Origin of the sequence: Asanoa siamensis (genome assembly GCF_016862555.1) — a bacterium.
In the GTDB taxonomy this organism is placed as follows: domain Bacteria; phylum Actinomycetota; class Actinomycetes; order Mycobacteriales; family Micromonosporaceae; genus Asanoa; species Asanoa siamensis.
In genome coordinates this window covers 31,036-48,353 of sequence record NZ_BONE01000059.1, presented here as the reverse complement: position 1 = coordinate 48,353, position 17,318 = coordinate 31,036, and the positions used below count along the sequence as shown (strand labels likewise).

The following is a 17,318-nucleotide window of genomic DNA, read 5'->3' as shown; positions in this document are numbered from 1 at the left end:
CCGGCTCCCGCTCGCCGCGTGGCGCCGGCTCCCGCTCGCCGCGTGGCGCCGGCTCCCGCTCGCCGCGTGGCGCCGGCTCCCGCTCGCCGGCCGGCGCCGCGGGCCGCGGGTCGTAGCCGCTCACCTCCGCACCGGCCCGCACCAGATCGGCCGCGAACCGCCCACCCGCCTCACCGAGCCCCAGCACCGCGAACGCGGTCATGCCGACTCCTCGCCCGCGACGCACGGCGACGCCGGTCGCGCGCAGGTGCCCGGCTCGGCCTCGCGGCGTGGGCGCCGGCCCGTCATGGCGTGCCGTCCAGGGTGTGCAAGGCGTCGATGACGCTGGCGATGTGGGCGCGCATCGCCGCCTCCGCCGCCGCCGGGTCGCGGGCCAGGATCGCCGTGATGACGTGTTCGTGTTGCGCGAGCGAGACCGCCGGTCGCCCGGGCAGGAGCGAGAGCATGAACTGGTGCCGGACCAGTTGCCCGTGCAGCCGGCCGATCAGGTCGTCGGCCGTGCGGTGCCCCGCGATCCGCCGGATCAGCGCGTGCAGCCGCTGGTTGAGGTCGCTGTAGCGGCGGAACTCGCCCGCCTCGACCGCCGCCCGCATCAACCCGCCGACCTCCGCCAACTCGGCCGCGCCGGCGTCGTCGACGGTGGCCGCCGCCCGGGACGCGACCAGGCCTTCGAGGACCATCCGTACCTCGGTGATCTCGATGGCCTCCGCCAGGGAGACCTTGCGGACGTGCGCTCCGCGGTGGGGCTCGGCCACCACGAGGCCCTCGCCGGCCAGGTCGCGCAGCGCCGCCCGTACCGCGGACCGGCTCGTCTGGAAGTGCGCCGTGAGCTGCGCCTCGACCAGTCGCTCGCCGGGCAGGTAGGTGCCGCCCAGGATCGCCGCGCGCAGCGCCGTGCGGGTCTGTGCGGGGGTCATGGCGCGACGGTAAGCCGGAACGCATCGACGGGACAAGATGGTCGACAGGATTGTTGACAATCCGCCGCCCGAGCGCGCATCGTGGCCCGTGAATGGGAAAGGGGGCGCCGTGCGTACCGTCGTGATCACCGACCCGCCCCGCGCGGACGTCGCCGTCGCCGCGGACCTGGCCGGGCACGGGGTGGCGACCGTGCACGAGGCCCTCGGCCGGGTCGGCTATCTCGGCCCGGAGTTCCGGCCCGCCTGGGCCGGCGCCCGAACCGGCGGCACCGCGGTCACCGTGCTCTGCTGGCCCGGCGACAACCTGATGATCCACGTCGCGGTGGAGCAGTGCCGCCCCGGCGACGTGCTGGTCGTGGCGACGACCTCGCCGTCCACCGACGGGCTGTTCGGCGAACTGTTCGCGGTGTCGCTGCGCCGGCGCGGCGTACGCGGGGCGGTCCTGGCGACCGGGGTGCGGGACGTCGCGGCGCTGCGTGAGATGGAATTTCCCGTCTGGTCGCGGGCGGTCAGCGCGCAGGGGACCGTCAAGGCCACCGCCGGCGCCGTCAACGTGCCGATTGTGCTCGGCGGCCAGACCGTGCACCCCGGCGACGTGGTGCTCGGCGACGACGACGGGGTGCTGGTGGTGCCACGCCTGGACGTGCCGCGGGCCCTGGCCGCCGCCCGCGCGCGCACCGAGAAGGAGGCCGCGACCCGGGCCGCGTTCGCGGCGGGGGAGGTGGGCCTCGACCGGTACGGGCTGCGGGAGCGCCTCGCCGCGCTGGGCATCGAGTACGAGCGCCATGGCGGGTGACTACGACGCCACCGGGGTGCGGTGCATGATGCTGCGCGGTGGGACGTCCCGGGGCCTCTACTTCCTCGCCGACGACCTGCCCGACCCGCCCGACGAGCGCGACGACCTGCTGCTGCGGCTGATGGGTTCGCCCGATCCCCGGCAGATCGACGGCCTTGGCGGCGCGACGTCGCTGACCAGCAAGGTCGCGGTCGTCTCGGCGGGCGCCGACGGCGTCGACTACCTGTTCCTGCAGGTGGGCGTCGAGGAGGCGACGGTCAGCGACCGGCAGAACTGCGGCAACCTGCTCGCCGGGGTCGGGCCGTTCGCGGTGGAGCGCGGCCTGGTCGCCGCCGACCCCTCGGAGACCAGCGTCCGGGTACGGATGGTGAACAGCGGAGCCGTCGCCGTGACCACCTTCCCGACGCCGGGCGGTCGGGTCGAGTACCGCGGCGACGTCGCGATCGCCGGCGTGCCGGGGACGGCGGCGCCTGTGCTGGTGGCCTTCGAGGACACGGCCGGCGCGCGCGGGTTGCTGCCGACCGGCCGGGTGCGCGACGTCGTCGAGGGGATCGAGGTGACCTGCGTCGACAACGGGATGCCGGTCGTGCTGGCGCTGGCGTCGTCGTTCGGGCTGACGGGGTATGAATCACCATCCACTTTGGAGGCTAGCGGTGCGCGGATCGACGTCGTGCGGCGGGCGGCCGCCGTCCTGATGGGACTCGGCGACGTCGCCGCCGCGCCCGTCCCCAAGACCGTGCTGCTCGCGCCGCCCCGCGCCGGTGGGCAGGTGTGCACGCGGTCGTTCATCCCCGTGCGGCCGCATACCGCGATCGGGGTGCTCGCCGCCGTCAGCACGGTGACCGGGATGCGATTGCCGGGTGCGGTCGGCCACGCGCTGACCGCCGGTTGGGCCGGGCCGCGGGTCGAGGTCGAGCACCCGACCGGCTCGATGCTCGTCGACGTCGTCGTGGACACGGCCACCGATCCGCCCCGCGCCGTCCGCTCCGGCGTCGTGCGTACCGTCCGCAAGCTCTTCGACGGAGTCGCGTACCCCCGCTGAAGGAGACCCATGCCACCCTTGCACGACGTCGCCCATCTGGCCCATGTGGAGCTTCGCACGCCCGTACCCGAGGAGAGTCTGCTGTTCTTCACGCGGTTTCTCGGGCTGCACGAGAACGGCGCGGCCGGCGACTCGGTCTTCCTGCGGGCGTTCGACGACTACGAGAACATCACCGTCAAGCTGACGGCGCACACCACCTCCGGCGTGGGGCGCACGAACCTGCGCGCGTCGAGTCCCGCGGCGCTGGCGCGACGGGTCGCCGCGGTGGAGTCGACCGGGCGGGGGATCGGTTGGCAGGACGGGGATCCGGGCTACGGACCGACCTATGTGTTCACCGACCCCGACGGGCACGAGTTCGGCCTCTACCACGAGAGCGCCTGGTACGAGCCGCCCGCCGAGTTGCGGCCGGCGTTGAAGAACCAGGCCTCGGCGTACCCGGGTCGCGGGGTCAGCGTCCGCCGCCTGGACCACGTCAACTTCCTCGGCGTGGCGGTCGAGCCCAACCGCGACTACCTGCGCGACACGCTCGGCGCGATGGTGACCGAGCAGATCGTGCTCGACGGCGGCGCCGTGGCCGGAAGCTGGACGACGTTCACCAACAAGGGGTACGACGCGGTCTACACGCGGGACGGCACCGGCACGGCGGGGCGGCTGCACCACCTGGCGTTCGCGGCGGACACCCGCGAGGACATCCTGCGGGCGGCCGACATCGCGCTGGAGCAGGGCGTGTTCATCGAGACCGGGCCGCACAAGCACGCGATCCAGCAGACCTTCTTCCTGTACGTCTACGAGCCCGGCGGCAACCGCATCGAGCTGTGCAACGCCGGCGCGCGGCTGGTCCTGGCGCCGGACTGGCAGCCGGTCGACTGGACGGAGGCGGAACGGGCCAAGGGTCAGGCGTGGGGCCTGAAGACGATCCCGTCGTTCCACACGCACGGCACGCCGCCGGTGACCCCGTGATCATCGACTGCCACGGCCACTACACGACGGCGCCGGCGGCCCACACGCGGTGGCGGGCCGCCCAGCTCGCCGCCTACGACGCGGGGGTCGCGCCGCCGCCGTACCCGGTGTTGTCCGATGAGGACCTGCGAGCGTCCGTCGTGGACAGTCAGCTCGCGCTGATGCGGGCGCGGGGCGTCGACCTGACGCTGTTCTCGCCGCGGGCGTCGGCGATGGGCCACCACGCCGGTGACGAGTCGGTCAGCGTGGCCTGGACCACGGCCTGCAACGACCTGATCGCGCGGGTGGTCGGGTTGTTCCCGGAGTCGTTCGCGGGCGTGGCCCAGCTCCCGCAGTCGCCGGGGGTGCCGATCGCGCGGTCGGTGGGCGAGCTGCGGCGCTGTGTCGAGCAGCTCGGCTTCGTGGGCTGCAACCTCAACCCGGACCCGAGCGGCGGGCACTGGACGTCGCCGCCGCTGACCGACCGTGCCTGGTATCCGCTCTACGAGGCGCTGGTCGAGCTGGACGTGCCGGCGATGGTGCACGTGTCCGCGGTGACCAACCCCAACTTCCACGCGACGGGCTCCCACTACCTGAACGCGGACACGACGGCGTTCATGCAGTTGCTCCAGGCGGTCCTGTTCCACGACTTCCCGACACTGCGGCTGGTGATCCCGCACGGCGGCGGCGCGGTTCCGTACCACTGGGGTCGTTTCCGTGGCCTGGCCGACATGCTCGCGCGCCCGGCGCCGGAGGACGCGCTGCTGGGCAACGTCTTCTTCGACACCTGCGTGTATCACCAGCCGGGCATCGACCTGCTGTTCGCCGTGCTGCCCGTCGAGAACCTGCTGTTCGGCTCGGAGATGATCGGCGCGGTTCGCGGCATCGACCCCCGGACCGGCGACCACTTCGACGACACCCGCCGGTACGTGGACGCGCTGGCGCTGGCGCCGGCCGACGCCGCCGCGGTCTACGAGCGCAACGCCCGCCGGGTCTATCCCCGCTTGACCACAGGCAGCGGAGGCTGACCTGATCACAGGTAGCAGAGGCTGACCAGCGCCGAGGTGAGGCCGAGCGCCGCCGCGTTGCGGAAGTTGCGGCCGAGGTCGCGGGCGCGGATGTGCATCGTGACCGCGATGGCGAAGTAGGCGACCAGGGCCGCGCAGGTGAGCACGCCCAGGTACGGGACGACCAGGCCCAGCAGGAGCCCCGAGCCCGCCGCGATCTTGATCGGGGTGAGCAGGCGGCGGACCAGCGGCGGGGCGTGCACGTCGTCCAGGCAGCGGCGGACCGCGTCGACGGGGCGCCAGCAGACGGCCGCGTCCACGTACTGGATCGTCGCCAGGAGCGCCACCGGCCAGATCGGGTCAGCGAGGATGGGCATGGTCACAGGACGGGATGACCATGCGGGACGTGACATAGGTTCGACGGCGTGCGATGGGTGATCGTGGGTGCGGGCGCTGTCGGTGGTGTGGTCGGTGGGCGGTTGGCCCTCGCGGGACACGAGGTCGTGCTGGTCGCGCGCGGTGCGCACCTCGACGCGATCCGGCGAGACGGGCTCGCGCTGCACTCGCCGGAGGGCCGCCGGACCCTGCGGCTGCCGGCCGTCGGCGCCGTCGACGCGCACGAGTGGCGGGCCGGCGACGTCGCGGTGCTGGCCGTGAAGGGCATGGACACCGACGGCGTGCTGCGCCCGCTCGCGGCCGTCGCGCCGCCCGAGACGCCGGTGCTCTGCCTGCAGAACGGCGTCGCCAACGAGCGGGCCGCACTGCGGCAGTTCGCCAACGTGTACGGCGTGCACGTCATCCTGCCCGCCACCCACCTCGCTCCCGGTGTCGTGGTCGCGCACAGCGCGCCGACCCCCGGCGGCCTGGACCTGGGCCCCTACCCGGGCGGCGTCGACGAGACCGCCAGGACGCTGGCCGCCGGGTTGCGGGAGGCCGGGTTCGCCAGCGAGGCGCGGGCGGACATCATGCGCTGGAAGTACGCGAAGCTGCTGATGAACCTCGGCAATGCCATCCAGGCCCTGTGCGGCCCGGACGCCGACGGGATCGACAAGGTCGACGCCCTCCTGCGCGCGGAGGCCACGGCCGTGCTCGACGCGGCGGGCATCGACGTGGCCAGCCCGGCCGAGGACGCGGCCCGCCGTGCCGGCCTGCTCACGATCAAGCCGGTCGACGGCACCGCCCGGGGCGGCGGCTCGACCTGGCAGAGCCTCACCCGCGGCACGGGCTCGGTCGAGGCCGACTATCTCAACGGCGAGATCGTGCTGCTCGGCCGCCTGCACGGCGTGCCGACGCCGGCCAACGAACTCGTCCGCCGCATCGTCAACCGCGCGGCCCGCGACCAGGCGCGCCCAGGCGCCCTCACCCCCGATGCCTTCCTCGCGATGGTGCCGTGACGCGGCGTCAGGACGACACCCGGTAGGTCAGGTAGGCGAACGGGCCCGACTGCTCGACCCCGGTCAACGCCAGCCTGGCCGAGGTCAGGCGGCGGGGTAGGAGTGGGGCGCCCGAGCCCAGCGTCACCGGTGCCACGCCCACGATGATCTCGTCGAGGAGGCCCGCGTCGGCGAACGAGCCGACCAACTCGCCGCCGCCGAGCAGCCAGATGTCGCGGTCGCCCGCCGCCTCGGTCATCGCGGCGTGCACCGGCCGGACGTCACCCGAGACGAACGTGATCGCCGCGCCCGGGATCCGGGGTAGCTCACGGTGCGTGAACACCCAGGCCGGGCGGTCCGCATACCACTCCTGCCATTTGGCCGGCTGCTCCAGCAGCTTCTCGTGATCGAGCACCCACTCGTAGGTCGTGGCGCCCATCGCCATCGCGCCGATCGACGCGAAGAACGGGCTGAACTTGTCGTCGCGCTCGCTGACCTCGAAGAGCCAGTCGAGCGAGTTGTCAGCATCGGCGATGAAGCCGTCGAGCGAGGTCGCGGTGTAGTAGCGGGTAGCCATGCGACAACGAGACCACGGGGGTACGACAGAAAATCAGAGGCTGCCGCGCCAGGGCTGTGTGACCCTCGCGGCGTGGAGGAGTGGCTGCAGCACGGGTACGGCGTGCGGTTCGACTGGGGCCCGGAAGGCGCGCGCCGGCTCGCACCGGGCAGCGCGTACGCCGTGATCGTCGACGTCCTCTCGTTCACCACCTCGGTGTCGGTGCTCGTCGACGCCGGCACCCGGGTCCACCCGCGCGCCTGGAGCGAAACCCGGACAGAAGGCGGCCCACCGGTCGCGGTCGGCCGCCGCGCCGTGACCGCCGATCGGCCGTGGTCGCTCTCGCCGGCGGCTTTGCGCCGCGCGCCGCGCGTCCCGGACCTGGTGCTGCCGTCCCCGAACGGCTCGGCCATCGCGGCCGCCGTCAAGGATTACTGCGGCCTCGTCGCCGCGAGCCTCCGCAACGCCGGCGCGGTCGGTCGGTGGTTGCGAGAGCAGGGCGTGGGTACGCCCGACCGCCCGCTGACCGTCATCGCGGCGGGGGAGCGCTGGCCCGACGACACCCTGCGCCCGGCCCTGGAGGACCTCCTGGGCGCGGGCGCGGTCATCGCCGCGACGGGCGCGACGGACCTCTCGCCGGAGGCCCGCGCCGCCGCGAGCGTCTACAAGGGAATCGACGACATCGCCCGCGCCGTCGTCGACAGCGCATCCGGACGCGAACTCGCCGCGCAAGGCTTCGCCGAGGACGTCGCGATCGCCGTCGAGACGGACGCGAGCGACGCCGTCCCGGTCCTGCGCGACGGCGCGTTCACCGCAGCAGCCCCCGGATCGGGTGTGGACTGACCTTCACCGCGCCGCCCCACGGGGCGTCCCGGATGTCCCGCATCGCCACGCGCCGCGTCGCCGGGTCGAGCCGGTCCAGGAACAGCACGCCGTCGAGATGGTCGGTCTCGTGCTGCAGGCAGCGCGCCACCTCGGCCGTCCCGACCACCTGGGCGGCCCGCCCGTGCTCGTCGACGCCGCGCCCGACCGCGTGCATCCGCCGTCGCGTGTCGTAGTAGAGCCCCGGAATCGACAGGCATCCCTCCGGCCCGACCTGTTCCTCGTCGGACGGGAAGTCCAGGGCAGGGTTGACGAGATGCCCGCGTACGCCGTCGACGTCGAACACGAACACCCGCAGCGGCACGCCGATCTGCGGTGCGGCGAGCCCCGACCCCCGCTGGTCGCGCAACGTCTCCGTGAGGTCCTTGACCAGCGTCCGCAAGGACTTGTCGAACTCCGTGACCGGCTCGGCCGTCATCGTCAACACGGGATCGCCGAAGAGCCGCACCGGCCGGACCGTCACCGCTGACCTCCTCGCAAGACTTTGCAAAGCTTTGCAAATCAGAGGGTACGATGCGAGGCGTGATCGGGCAAGAGTCGGAGATGGCGCTGCGGCACCCGCTGCGGGTGGCGCTGCTCGACCTCCTCGCGGACGCCGGCTCCGTGACCGCCAACGAGGCCGCCCGGCGGTTGGGGGAGAGCTCCGGGGCGTGCTCGTTCCACCTGCGACAGTTGGAGCGCTACGGCTACGTCGAGCCGGTCGCCGGCGCGCACGGCCGCGCCCGCCCGTGGCGGCTGCGGGCACCCACCCCGCCGCGGCCCGGCGCCGACCTCGGTCCGCTGGCCCGCGAGCTGGAGGACGAGGGCTACCACCGCTGGCTGGCCCGCCGGGCGACGGCGCCGGAGCGGTGGCAGCGCGACGAGGCGTTCAGCGAGGTGCTGCACCTGACCCCCGCCGAGCTGACGACGGTGGCCGACGAGATCCGGGCGGTGCTGGCCCCCTACGCCCGCCGCCGCGCACCCCGGGGCAGCGCTCCGGTCGGCGTCGTCGCCCGCGTCTTCCCGCTGCTCCCGGAGGCGGACGCGTGATCGAGCTGATCCACACGAGCGCCGCGGCGCCGGCCGCGCTGGGCGCCGCGTACCGCCTGCTCGAACTGGTCTTCGAAGGCGACTTCGGCGCCGAGGACTGGGAGCACTCGCTCGGCGGCATGCACGCCCTCGCCTGGGAGGGCGACACGCTGGTGGCACACGGCAGCGTCGTCCAACGCCGGCTGCTCCACAACGGACGGGCGCTACGCTGCGGCTACGTCGAGGGCGTCGGCGTCCACCCGGACCACCGCCGCCGCGGCTACGGAGCGGCGGTGATGGCGGCACTGGAGGGCGTCATCCGCGGGGCTTACGACCTGGGCGCGCTCGGCACGACGGACGAGGGCGAGCCTCTGTACCGCGCCCGCGGCTGGCTGCCCTGGACGGGCCGACTCTCGGCCCTGACCCCCACGGGCCTGACCCCAACCCCGGAGGAGGAAGGCGCGGTCTACGTCTTCCCGGGCGTGCTCCCCCTGGACCTGACGGCCCCGTTGACCTGCGACTGGCGCGACGGCGACGTCTGGTAACCGACGGGCTGGCCGTTCCCGGGCGCGAGGTCGCTCGTCGTGAGCGCCGCCTCGACCCCCGACCCGCGCGACGGAGCGGGCTCGTAGCCCTCCTCCAGGTAGACCGGCGTGTTCGGGTCCAGCGCCGCCACGACCCGGCGGGACAGGCGGGGCGGGAGGAACGATGGCAGGTCCGTCGGTGGCACGAAGCGGAACTCCGACAGCTCGTCGGCCGGCAGCACGATCCGGGCGGTGACCTCGGGGTCCAGGACGCCGCCGTCGAAGATGAACATCAGGCCGGCGTCCCATGGGGGTGTCGCGGCGATCCAGTCCAGCACCAGGAGGCGGCCGATCGGGGCGGTCACGCCCAACTCCTCCCGGACCTCCCGGTGTGCTGCCGCCAACGGCGACTCGTCGGCCTCGATGCCGCCGCCCGGCACCTCCCAGCCGTCCTTGTACGTCGGGCGGACCAGGAGCACCCCGCCCGCCGCGTCGCGGAAGAGCACGCCCGCGGCCGATCGGAGGCGGGGTAGGCCGGCGATGTGGGCCAGCAGGTCGAAACTCACCCGGAAATTCTTCCCGAGGGATGTCGAGAATCCGGCGCCGGGTGGCACGTACCAGGTGAAGGCAGCATTCGAGGAGGACGAGATGAGCGAGCTTCGTACGTTGGTGTCCGGTATCGCGATGGGTGAGTCGCCCCGCTGGCACGCCGGGCGGTTGTGGTTCTGCGACTGGGGCGCCGGTCAGATCGTCCGGGTCGAGTCCGACGGCGCCGCGACCGTCGTCGCCGAGGTCGGTGACATGCCGCTCTGCATCGACTGGCTGCCCGACGGCCGGCTGCTCGCCGTCTCCAGCCAAAAGGGGATGCTGCTGCGGGTCGGCGACGACGGCACCCTGGAGCGGCACGCCGCGCTCGGCGCCGGGCAGTGGAACGAGATCGCCGTCGACCGGCGCGGCAACGTCTTCGTCAACGACATCGGGTTCGAGTTCCCGGGTGGCGAGTTCCGGCCCGGCCGGATCTGCGTGCTCACCCCGGGTGCGGACGGGCCGCGCGAGGTCGCCGGTGGGCTGGCCTTCCCGAACGGCATGGTGGTACGCGGCGACACGCTGATCGTCGCCGAGTCGTACGCCGGCCGCCTCACCGCCTTCGACATCGCCCCCGACGGCGCCCTCGAGAACCAACGGGTGTTCGCGGCCGTCGACGGCTCGGCGCCGGACGGCATCTGCCTCGACGTAGACAACGACGACGCCGCCGTCTGGTTCGCCGACGTCCCCAACCAGCGCTGCGTCCGCGTGGCCGAAGGCGGCGAGATCCTGTCCACCGTGGACGCCGACCGCGGCTGCTTCTCCTGCGCCCTGGGCGACGAAACCCTCTACATCACCGCCAACCGGTGGAGCGACCAGGGCGTCGGCGACGGTGTCGTCTTCGCGGCAACGCTCTAAGCACGCAGCACCCGGGCGAGCACGTCGAGCGCCGCCGGATACCGGCTCTCGCTCGGCGTGCCGTACCCGATGATCAGCCCTTGTGGATGGTCACCCGGCGCGTGCCAGTGACTGCCGAGGTCGCCCAGCGCCAGCCCACGCGACGCCGCCGCGGCCAACACGTCCCGCTCGAGCGGCCCGCCCGGCGGCAGCGGGAACAGCGCGTGCAACCCCGCCGCGACCCCGCCCAGCGCCGCGCCCCGCAGCCGGGCCAGCAGCAGATCGCGGCGCGCCCGGTAGCGGGACCGGACCGCCCGCACGTGCCGGTCGTACCCGTGGCTCGTGATCAACTCCGCCAGCGTGAGCTGGCCGACCACCTCGGTGTGGTAGTCGCTGTGCCGCTTGGCCTCCACCACCGGCTCGACGAGCCGCTCGGGCAGCACCACCCACCCCAGCCGCAGTCCTGGGCCCAGCGTCTTGGCCGCCGAGCCGACATAGGCGACCTGCTCCGCCGCCACGCCCTGCACGGCACCCACCGGCTGCCTGTCGTAGCGGAACTCCCCGTCGTAGTCGTCCTCGATCACCAGCGCGCCGTGCTCCCGCGCCCAGTCGGCCACCAGACGGCGGCGGGCCGGCGCCAGCGTGACCCCGGTCGGGTACTGGTGCGCCGGCGTGAGCACCACCGCGTCCACCGTGGACTCCAGCAGGTCCGTGCGAGCGCCGGCCGCGTCGACCGGCACCGGGACCACCCGGGCGCCGGCCCGCCGCACCACCTCGCGGTGGAACGCGAGGCCCGGGTCCTCCATCGCCACCACCCGGTGCAGCCCGGCCAGCAGCGCCAGCGCCTGCACGTAGCCCGACGTGACCACGATCCGGTCGGGATGGGCCAGCACACCGCGGGCGCGGCCCAGGTACTCGGCCAGCGCCGCGCGCAGCGCCGGGTGGCCGCGCGGGTCGCCGTAGTCGAAGGCCGCCGCCGGCGCCCGCGACAACGCCCGCCGCGTCGCCCGCAGCCAGGCCGACGTCGGGAACGAGGTCACGTCGGGCGCGCCGGGCCGCAGGTCGAATCGAGGCGCCGGGGGCGCCGCGGCGGCGGCCGGGACCGGTGACGCGGGCGGCAGCAGCGCCACGGTGGTGCCCGAACCGGTCCGCGCCGTCAGGTAGCCCTCCGCGACGAGTTGGTCGTAGGCGGCCGCGACGGTGCCCCGGGCAACCCCGAGCTCGGCGGCGAGCGTCCGGGTCGCCGGCAGGCGGCTGCCCGGCGCCAGCCGCCGCGACCGGATCGCCGCGCGCAGGGCCTGCTCGAGCCCGGCCCGCCGCTCACCGGCGGGCAGGTCGAGATGGAGATCGACACCAAAATCGGCCCAATCAAACGCCACGGTATTGGACCTTAGCGTCAGGCCATTCGCGCCCTAGCGTGGTGGGCATGACGACCTCGACCATCCGCCTCGCGGCCGACAAGCTCGCGCCGCACATGAACAAGGCCATGAATGCCTTCGACGCCGCCTCCCGCAGGACCACGCTCGAGGCACCCCTGCTGGAGCTCGTCCGGGCCCGCGCCTCGCAGCTCAACGGCTGCGCCTACTGCGTCGACACCCATAACGCCGACGCCCGGGCGGGCGGCGAGACCGAGCGCCGGCTCTACGCGCTGCCGGTCTGGTCGCAGACGCCGTTCTTCACGGAGCGGGAGCGGGCCGCCCTCGCGCTCACCGAGGCGATGACCCGGCTGACCGACGGGCCGGTCCCGGACCCGGTCTTCGCGGCGGCGCGGGCCCAGTTCGACGAGACCGAGCTCGCGGAGCTGGTCTGGTCGATCACGGTGATCAACGCCTGGAACCGGGTCGCCGTCACCACGCACGCCTGGCCGCTGTCGTGAGCGCCGAGCAGCTGCGCGCGCTGCACCGCCCCGGCCACCCCGTCGTGCTGGCCAACGCCTGGGACGCCGCCTCCGCCCGGGCCGTCGAGGCGGCGGGCTTCCCCGCCGTCGCGACGAGCAGCGCCGCGGTGGCGCTCAGCCTCGGCTACGCCGACGGCGAGGCCACCCCGGTCGAGGAGATGCTCGACGCGGTGGCGCGGATCGCCCGCGCGGTCGACGTGCCGGTCACGGCCGACCTCGAACGGGGGTACGGCCTGCCGCCCGCGCAGCTCGTCGAGCGGCTGCTCGCCACCGGCGCGGTCGGCTGCAACCTGGAGGACTCCGACCCGCGTACCAAGGAACTGGTCGATGTGGACGGACAGGCCGACTTCCTGGCGGCGGTGCGCGCGGCGGCCGGCCCGGACGTGGTCCTCAACGCCCGGGTGGACGCGTACATCCGGGGAGTCGAGGATCCGCTGGGCGTGGCCGAGGAACGGGTCCGCCGCTTCCTGGCGGCCGGCGCGGACTGCGCGTACCCGATCATGGCCACCGACATCGCCGCGCTGGCCGCTCTGGGCCCCGTCAACGTCCTGTTCACCCCGCACACGCCGAGCCTGCCGGACCTCGCCGCCCTGAACGTGGCGCGGATCAGCTTCGGCGACGGCATCCACGAGGCGCTCACCGCCCGGCACGCGCGGATGCTCGCCGCGATCGCCGACGGTGCCTCGCCGTACGCGGAATGACCGGGTGGCCATCGTCCGCGAGCTGACAGGCCACTTTCGAGGGTCGCGTCGGGCGGCCGACACTTCGGCGGCGAACCCGGTCGTACGGTGCGGGCGTGACCCTCCGGCTGGCGACGTTCAACGTCGAGAACCTGTTCGCGCGCGCCAAGGCGCTCGACACCGAGGACCGTGACGAGGGCCAGCCGGCCCTCTCCGCGTTCGAGACCTTCAACCGCATCGCGAGCAAGCCGGTCTACTCCGACCCGGACAAGGCCGAGATGCTCACGGCGCTGACGACCCTGCGCGTGCTCGTCGAGACGGAGCAGGGCCTGCGCCTCAACCCCGCCCAGTTCGACAACGCCTGGGCGCTGCTGCGGGAGAACCGCGGCGACTTCCTCGCGGCGCCGGGCAACGCACCGCCGCGGATCGTCGCGAAGGGGCGCGGTGACTGGCTCGGCTGGGTCGAGCTGACCGTCGAGCCCGTCGACGAGACCTCGACCCGGATGACCGCCAAGGTGATCCAGGACCTGGCCCCCGACATGCTCTGCGTCGTCGAGGCCGAGAACCGGCCCGCGCTCGCCCGGTTCAACGAGGAGCTGCTCGACAACCGGTTCGCGCACTGCATGCTGGTCGACGGCAACGACCCGCGCGGCATCGACGTCGGGCTGTTCTGCACCGACCGGGTCACGGTGCGCTGGGTGCGCAGCAACGTCGACGTGCCCGACCCCAAGCGCAAGGGCAAGCGGCTGTTCAGCCGGGACTGCCCGGTCTACCAGCTCCGGATGCCGGGCGGGCAGGACCTGTTCCTGCTGCTCAACCACCTCAAGAGCCAGTCGTTCAGCAGCGGCGACCCGGACCCGCTGCGCACCCGGCAGGCCGAGGAGGTCCGCGCGATCTACGACGGGCTGCGGGCCGAGGGCGCCGACTTCGTCGCGGTGCTCGGCGACCTCAACAAGGGGCCCGTCGGCGACCGGCACCCGACCCTGGAGGCGCTGATCGGGCCGGGCTCGCCGCTGGTCGACGCGTACGGGCACGAGAGGTTCTCGCAGCTCTTCGGTGACAAGGACGTCGACCACGAGCGCCCCGGCAGCTTCCAGTCGTGCTCGCTGAAGAACCGCCTCGACTACATCCTGCTCTCGCCGGAACTGGCCGAGCGGGTGGTCGACGGCGGCGTCTTCCGCAAGGGGCTGTGGGGCACGCCGAGCAACATCAAGCCGCCGAAGCTGTGGACCGTCTACGACGAGATCACCGCGGGCCGGCACGGCGCCTCCGACCATGGCGCCGTCTGGGTCGACCTCGACCTGTGAAAGGAACGGTCCGTTATTAACATCGCCGCTCAGCAGCGTTAATAACGGACCGTTCCTTCGCCTTAGACGCGGGCCGCCTGCGGGGCGGGGGCTTCCGCGGCGGCCGCGCGGTTGGCGGCCAGGTGCGCCCGCACCGAATAGGCCACCGCCGCGGCCCAGGCCGCGTAGATCACCGCGTACACCGTGTAGCGCACGCCGTCCGAGGCGTCGATCCAGTCGCTGCGCAGCAGCGTCCGGCTGTTCGTCAGGATGATGACGCCGCCGACGGCGGAGCCGAGCACCCGCGGCGGGATGTGCCGGACCAGCCAGGCGGCGATCGGCGCGGCGATCACGCCACCGGCCAGCAGCGCGAGGACCCAGCCGAAGTTGATCTGCTCGGAGCCGATGCCGACGATGAAGCCGATGCTGGCCGCGATCGCGACCAGGAACTCGCTCGTGTCGATCGAGCCGATCGTCTTGCGCGGCTCCAGCCGCCCGCTGGCGAGGATCGCCGGGGTGCCCACGGGGCCCCAGCCGCCGCCACCGGTGGAGTCGACGAAGCCGGCGACCAGGCCGAGCGGGGTGAGGAACCGCTTGCGCAGCGGCTTGCCGAGGTTGCCCTTGGGCAGGCCGGAGACGGTGAACCGGGTCAGGATGTAGAGACCGAGCGCCAGCAGGATGATCGACATCAGCGGCGCGGCCGTCTCGGTGGACAGGTTCGACAGGAACGTCGCGCCGGCGAAGGCGCCGATCGCGCCCGGGATGCCGATCTTGGCGACGACCTTCCAGTCGACGTTGCCGAAGCGCCAGTGGGAGGCGCCGGAGACCAGGGTGGTGCCGATCTCGGCCAGGTGGACCGTGGCCGACGCGGCGGCCGGGTTGGTGCCGATCGCGAGCAGGAGCGTCGTCGACGTGACGCCGTAGGCCATGCCCAGGCTGCCGTCGACGAGCTGGGCGCCGAGCCCGACGAGTGCCAGGAGAACCAGCTTGCGCACCGTGCCACCGCCTTTCCCTAGTTTGTCGGTAGAGAATATGTATCCGGTCGGTGAAGGAGCAAGTACTGTCTCAAAACCCAGGAACCACGAGCGCGCCGAAACGCCGCGAAGGGCCGATGATGGGCGGATGGGTGCCTATGCCGACGCGTACCGGACGAGCCTGACCGACCCGGCCGCCTTCTGGGGCGCCGCCGCCCGCGAGATCGAGTGGCACCGCCCGCCCCGCACCGTGCTCGACGACAGCGCGGCGCCGTTCTACCGGTGGTTCCCGGACGGCGAGCTGAACACCTGCTTCAACGCGCTCGACCGGCACGTCCGGGACGGGCGGGGCGAGCAGGCCGCGATCGAGTACGACAGCCCGGTCACCGACAGCCGGCGCACCCTGACCTACCGCGAGCTGCTGGACCGCACCGCGCGCTTCGCCGGCGTGCTCCGGCATCTCGGCGTCGGCCGCGGCGACCGCGTGGTGATCTACATGCCGATGGTGCCGGAGGCGGTCGTGGCGATGCTGGCCTGCGCCCGGCTCGGCGCCGTGCACTCGGTGGTGTTCGGGGGCTTCGCGCCGCGCGAGCTCGCCGCCCGGATCGACCACGCCCGGCCGACCGTGCTGGTCACCGCGTCCTGCGGCATCGAGGTCAAGCGGATCGTGGAGTACCTGCCGATCGTCGACGAGGCGCTGGCCCAGGCCGAGCACCGACCCCGCAGCGTGGTGGTGCTGCAGCGCCCGCAGGCGCCGGCCACCCCGCGGGCCGGCCGCGACGTCGACTGGGACGCGGCGCTCGGCGAGGCGGAGCCCGTCGCGTGCGTGCCGGTGGCGGCGACCGACCCGCTCTACATCCTCTACACCTCGGGCACGACGGCCCGGCCCAAGGGCGTGGTGCGCGACAACGGCGGCCACGCGGTCGCGCTGCGGTGGAGCATGCGGCACGTCTACGACACGCATCCGGGCGAGACGATGTGGACCGCCTCAGACATCGGATGGGTCGTCGGGCATTCCTACATCGTGTACGGGCCGCTGCTCACCGGCTGCACCTCGGTGCTCTACGAGGGCAAGCCGGTCGGCACCCCCGACGCCGGTGCGTTCTGGCGCGTGGCGGCGGAGCACGAGGTCAAGACCATGTTCACGGCGCCGACCGCGTTCCGGGCGATCCGCCGCGACGACCCGACCGGCGCCCACCTCGACCGGTACGACCTGCGGAAGCTGCGCTACCTGTTCCTGGCCGGCGAGCGGCTCGACCCGGAGACGTACGCCTGGGCCGGCGACCGGCTGGGCATCCCGGTCGTCGACCACTGGTGGCAGACAGAGACGGGCTGGCCCGTGGCGGCCAACCCGATGGGCCTCGAGCCGCACCCGCCGCGGCCGGGCTCCGCGACCGTGCCGATGCCCGGCTACGACGTCCGCGTCGTCGACGACGACGGCGAGCCGGCCCGCGAGGGGCAGATCGTGATCAGGCTGCCCCTGCCGCCGGGCACGCTGCCCACGCTCTGGCAGGACGACGAGCGCTACGTGGCGTCCTACCTGAGCGCCCATCCCGGGCACTACCTGACCGGCGACGGTGGCTACCTCGACGAGGACGGCTACCTGTTCGTCATGGGCCGCACCGACGACGTGATCAACGTGGCCGGCCACCGCCTCTCCACGGGCGCGATCGAGCAGGTCCTGGCCGCCCACCCGGCGGTCGCCGAGTGCGCCGTGATCGGCGTCGCCGACGACCTCAAGGGCCAGGTGCCGCGGGCGCTGGTCGTGCTCAAGGCCGGCGCCGAGCCCGGCGACCTCGAGGCCGAGCTGAAGGCGCTGGTCCGCGAGCGGATCGGCGGGATCGCCGCGCTGCGCCGCGTGGACGTCGTGACCGCGCTGCCGAAGACCCGCTCGGGCAAGATCCTCCGCAAGACGATGCGCGGGCTCGCCGCGGGCAACACCGACGAGCCCGTCCCGTCGACGATCGAGGACCCGACCGTGCTGGACGCCCTGCGCCCGCTGCTGGCGCCGTGAG

The 17,318-nt window shown here is 73.4% G+C and carries 20 protein-coding genes and 1 pseudogene; 13 read left to right on the top strand and 8 right to left on the bottom strand.

The annotated features are described in order from the left end of the window. A pseudogene (locus tag Asi02nite_RS29430) lies at positions 1–202 on the bottom strand (hypothetical protein); the annotation flags it as partial. Between the two features lie 82 nt (positions 203–284). Then, positions 285–917: a GntR family transcriptional regulator gene (locus Asi02nite_RS29425; protein ID WP_203717249.1), complete on the bottom strand. Its 633-nt coding sequence runs from the start codon at positions 915–917 to the stop codon at positions 285–287. A gap of 109 nt (positions 918–1,026) precedes the next feature. Between Asi02nite_RS29425 and Asi02nite_RS29420 the strand changes: the two genes are divergently transcribed. From Asi02nite_RS29420 to Asi02nite_RS29405, 4 genes are read left to right on the top strand one after another with little or no spacing between them, the layout of a single operon-like run. Beyond that, positions 1,027–1,713: a 4-carboxy-4-hydroxy-2-oxoadipate aldolase/oxaloacetate decarboxylase gene (locus Asi02nite_RS29420; protein ID WP_203717248.1), complete on the top strand. Its 687-nt coding sequence runs from the start codon at positions 1,027–1,029 to the stop codon at positions 1,711–1,713. Continuing rightward, positions 1,703–2,755 carry a PrpF domain-containing protein gene (locus tag Asi02nite_RS29415; protein WP_239127216.1) on the top strand — a complete coding sequence of 351 codons (1,053 nt, stop codon included), beginning with the start codon at positions 1,703–1,705 and terminating at the stop codon, positions 2,753–2,755. The genes Asi02nite_RS29420 and Asi02nite_RS29415 overlap by 11 nt, the downstream gene beginning before the upstream one ends. Positions 2,756–2,764: 9 nt before the next feature. Beyond that, positions 2,765–3,715: a VOC family protein gene (locus Asi02nite_RS29410; RefSeq protein ID WP_203717247.1), complete on the top strand. Its 951-nt coding sequence runs from the start codon at positions 2,765–2,767 to the stop codon at positions 3,713–3,715. Beyond that, on the top strand, positions 3,712–4,722 hold the full coding sequence (locus Asi02nite_RS29405; protein WP_203717246.1) for an amidohydrolase family protein: 1,011 nt from the start codon (positions 3,712–3,714) through the stop codon (positions 4,720–4,722). The genes Asi02nite_RS29410 and Asi02nite_RS29405 overlap by 4 nt, the downstream gene beginning before the upstream one ends. Before the next feature lie 5 nt (positions 4,723–4,727). Here Asi02nite_RS29405 and Asi02nite_RS29400 read toward each other — a convergent pair whose 3' ends face one another. Then, entirely contained in the window at positions 4,728–5,078 is a 351-nt protein-coding gene (locus Asi02nite_RS29400; RefSeq protein ID WP_203717245.1) for a DoxX family protein, read from the bottom strand. Between the two features lie 48 nt (positions 5,079–5,126). On the opposite strand from Asi02nite_RS29400, the gene Asi02nite_RS29395 reads away from it, so the two are divergent. Next, positions 5,127–6,095: a ketopantoate reductase family protein gene (locus Asi02nite_RS29395; RefSeq protein ID WP_203717244.1), complete on the top strand. Its 969-nt coding sequence runs from the start codon at positions 5,127–5,129 to the stop codon at positions 6,093–6,095. Between the two features lie 7 nt (positions 6,096–6,102). Here the strand turns inward: Asi02nite_RS29395 and Asi02nite_RS29390 are convergent, their stop codons facing one another. Then, on the bottom strand, positions 6,103–6,651 hold the full coding sequence (locus Asi02nite_RS29390) for a dihydrofolate reductase family protein (RefSeq protein WP_203717243.1): 549 nt from the start codon (positions 6,649–6,651) through the stop codon (positions 6,103–6,105). A gap of 72 nt (positions 6,652–6,723) precedes the next feature. Here Asi02nite_RS29390 and Asi02nite_RS29385 point away from each other — a divergent pair, with 72 nt between their 5' ends. Then, positions 6,724–7,473, top strand: coding sequence for a 2-phosphosulfolactate phosphatase (locus Asi02nite_RS29385; RefSeq protein WP_203717242.1), 750 nt, complete (start codon positions 6,724–6,726; stop codon positions 7,471–7,473). Here the strand turns inward: Asi02nite_RS29385 and def are convergent. Beyond that, positions 7,439–7,975 carry a peptide deformylase gene (def, locus tag Asi02nite_RS29380; RefSeq protein ID WP_239127215.1) on the bottom strand — a complete coding sequence of 179 codons (537 nt, stop codon included), beginning with the start codon at positions 7,973–7,975 and terminating at the stop codon, positions 7,439–7,441. The genes Asi02nite_RS29385 and def overlap by 35 nt on opposite strands. 59 nt (positions 7,976–8,034) lie before the next feature. Here def and Asi02nite_RS29375 point away from each other — a divergent pair, with 59 nt between their 5' ends. After that, positions 8,035–8,541: a winged helix-turn-helix domain-containing protein gene (locus Asi02nite_RS29375; RefSeq protein WP_203717240.1), complete on the top strand. Its 507-nt coding sequence runs from the start codon at positions 8,035–8,037 to the stop codon at positions 8,539–8,541. Then, positions 8,538–9,065, top strand: coding sequence for a GNAT family N-acetyltransferase (locus Asi02nite_RS29370; RefSeq protein WP_203717239.1), 528 nt, complete (start codon positions 8,538–8,540; stop codon positions 9,063–9,065). Before Asi02nite_RS29375 ends, Asi02nite_RS29370 begins: the two co-directional genes overlap by 4 nt. Here the strand turns inward: Asi02nite_RS29370 and Asi02nite_RS29365 are convergent. Then, entirely contained in the window at positions 8,987–9,610 is a 624-nt protein-coding gene (locus Asi02nite_RS29365; RefSeq protein ID WP_203717238.1) for an NUDIX domain-containing protein, read from the bottom strand. The genes Asi02nite_RS29370 and Asi02nite_RS29365 overlap by 79 nt on opposite strands. A gap of 82 nt (positions 9,611–9,692) precedes the next feature. Between Asi02nite_RS29365 and Asi02nite_RS29360 the strand changes: the two genes are divergently transcribed. Then, complete coding sequence (locus Asi02nite_RS29360) at positions 9,693–10,487, top strand: SMP-30/gluconolactonase/LRE family protein (protein ID WP_203717237.1); 795 nt, start codon at positions 9,693–9,695, stop codon at positions 10,485–10,487. On the opposite strand, the gene pdxR is transcribed toward Asi02nite_RS29360, so the two are convergent. Continuing rightward, positions 10,484–11,845: a MocR-like pyridoxine biosynthesis transcription factor PdxR gene (gene pdxR / locus Asi02nite_RS29355; protein WP_203717236.1), complete on the bottom strand. Its 1,362-nt coding sequence runs from the start codon at positions 11,843–11,845 to the stop codon at positions 10,484–10,486. The two genes, Asi02nite_RS29360 and pdxR, sit on opposite strands and share 4 nt — an antisense overlap. Positions 11,846–11,892: 47 nt before the next feature. On the opposite strand from pdxR, the gene Asi02nite_RS29350 reads away from it, so the two are divergent. The 3 genes from Asi02nite_RS29350 to Asi02nite_RS29340 all read left to right on the top strand — a co-directional run bounded on the left by Asi02nite_RS29350 (position 11,893) and on the right by Asi02nite_RS29340 (position 14,350). Then, the gene (locus Asi02nite_RS29350; RefSeq protein WP_203717235.1) at positions 11,893–12,342 is read left to right on the top strand and encodes a carboxymuconolactone decarboxylase family protein; all 450 of its coding nucleotides are present in this window, start codon (positions 11,893–11,895) and stop codon (positions 12,340–12,342) included. Further along, on the top strand, positions 12,339–13,064 hold the full coding sequence (locus tag Asi02nite_RS29345) for an isocitrate lyase/PEP mutase family protein (RefSeq protein ID WP_203717234.1): 726 nt from the start codon (positions 12,339–12,341) through the stop codon (positions 13,062–13,064). The genes Asi02nite_RS29350 and Asi02nite_RS29345 overlap by 4 nt, the downstream gene beginning before the upstream one ends. Before the next feature lie 95 nt (positions 13,065–13,159). Continuing rightward, entirely contained in the window at positions 13,160–14,350 is a 1,191-nt protein-coding gene (locus Asi02nite_RS29340) for an endonuclease/exonuclease/phosphatase family protein (RefSeq protein WP_203717233.1), read from the top strand. 62 nt (positions 14,351–14,412) lie between these two features. On the opposite strand, the gene Asi02nite_RS29335 is transcribed toward Asi02nite_RS29340, so the two are convergent. Next, a complete protein-coding gene (locus Asi02nite_RS29335) occupies positions 14,413–15,324 on the bottom strand; it encodes a sulfite exporter TauE/SafE family protein (protein ID WP_203717232.1) in 912 nt (303 codons plus the stop codon). On the opposite strand from Asi02nite_RS29335, the gene Asi02nite_RS29330 reads away from it, so the two are divergent. Further along, positions 15,257–17,317: a propionyl-CoA synthetase gene (locus tag Asi02nite_RS29330; protein WP_308440187.1), complete on the top strand. Its 2,061-nt coding sequence runs from the start codon at positions 15,257–15,259 to the stop codon at positions 17,315–17,317. The two genes, Asi02nite_RS29335 and Asi02nite_RS29330, sit on opposite strands and share 68 nt — an antisense overlap. Position 17,318 lies beyond the last annotated feature (1 nt).

Coding starts and splice junctions, on each gene's coding strand:
- Asi02nite_RS29425 (WP_203717249.1), bottom strand. CDS start 917: ATGACCCCCGCACAGACCCGCACGGCGCTGCGCGCGGCGATCCTGGGC.
- Asi02nite_RS29415 (WP_239127216.1), top strand. CDS start 1,703: ATGGCGGGTGACTACGACGCCACCGGGGTGCGGTGCATGATGCTGCGC.
- Asi02nite_RS29410 (WP_203717247.1), top strand. CDS start 2,765: ATGCCACCCTTGCACGACGTCGCCCATCTGGCCCATGTGGAGCTTCGC.
- Asi02nite_RS29400 (WP_203717245.1), bottom strand. CDS start 5,078: ATGCCCATCCTCGCTGACCCGATCTGGCCGGTGGCGCTCCTGGCGACG.
- Asi02nite_RS29390 (WP_203717243.1), bottom strand. CDS start 6,651: ATGGCTACCCGCTACTACACCGCGACCTCGCTCGACGGCTTCATCGCC.
- Asi02nite_RS29360 (WP_203717237.1), top strand. CDS start 9,693: ATGAGCGAGCTTCGTACGTTGGTGTCCGGTATCGCGATGGGTGAGTCG.
- Asi02nite_RS29350 (WP_203717235.1), top strand. CDS start 11,893: ATGACGACCTCGACCATCCGCCTCGCGGCCGACAAGCTCGCGCCGCAC.
- Asi02nite_RS29330 (WP_308440187.1), top strand. CDS start 15,257: ATGCCCAGGCTGCCGTCGACGAGCTGGGCGCCGAGCCCGACGAGTGCC.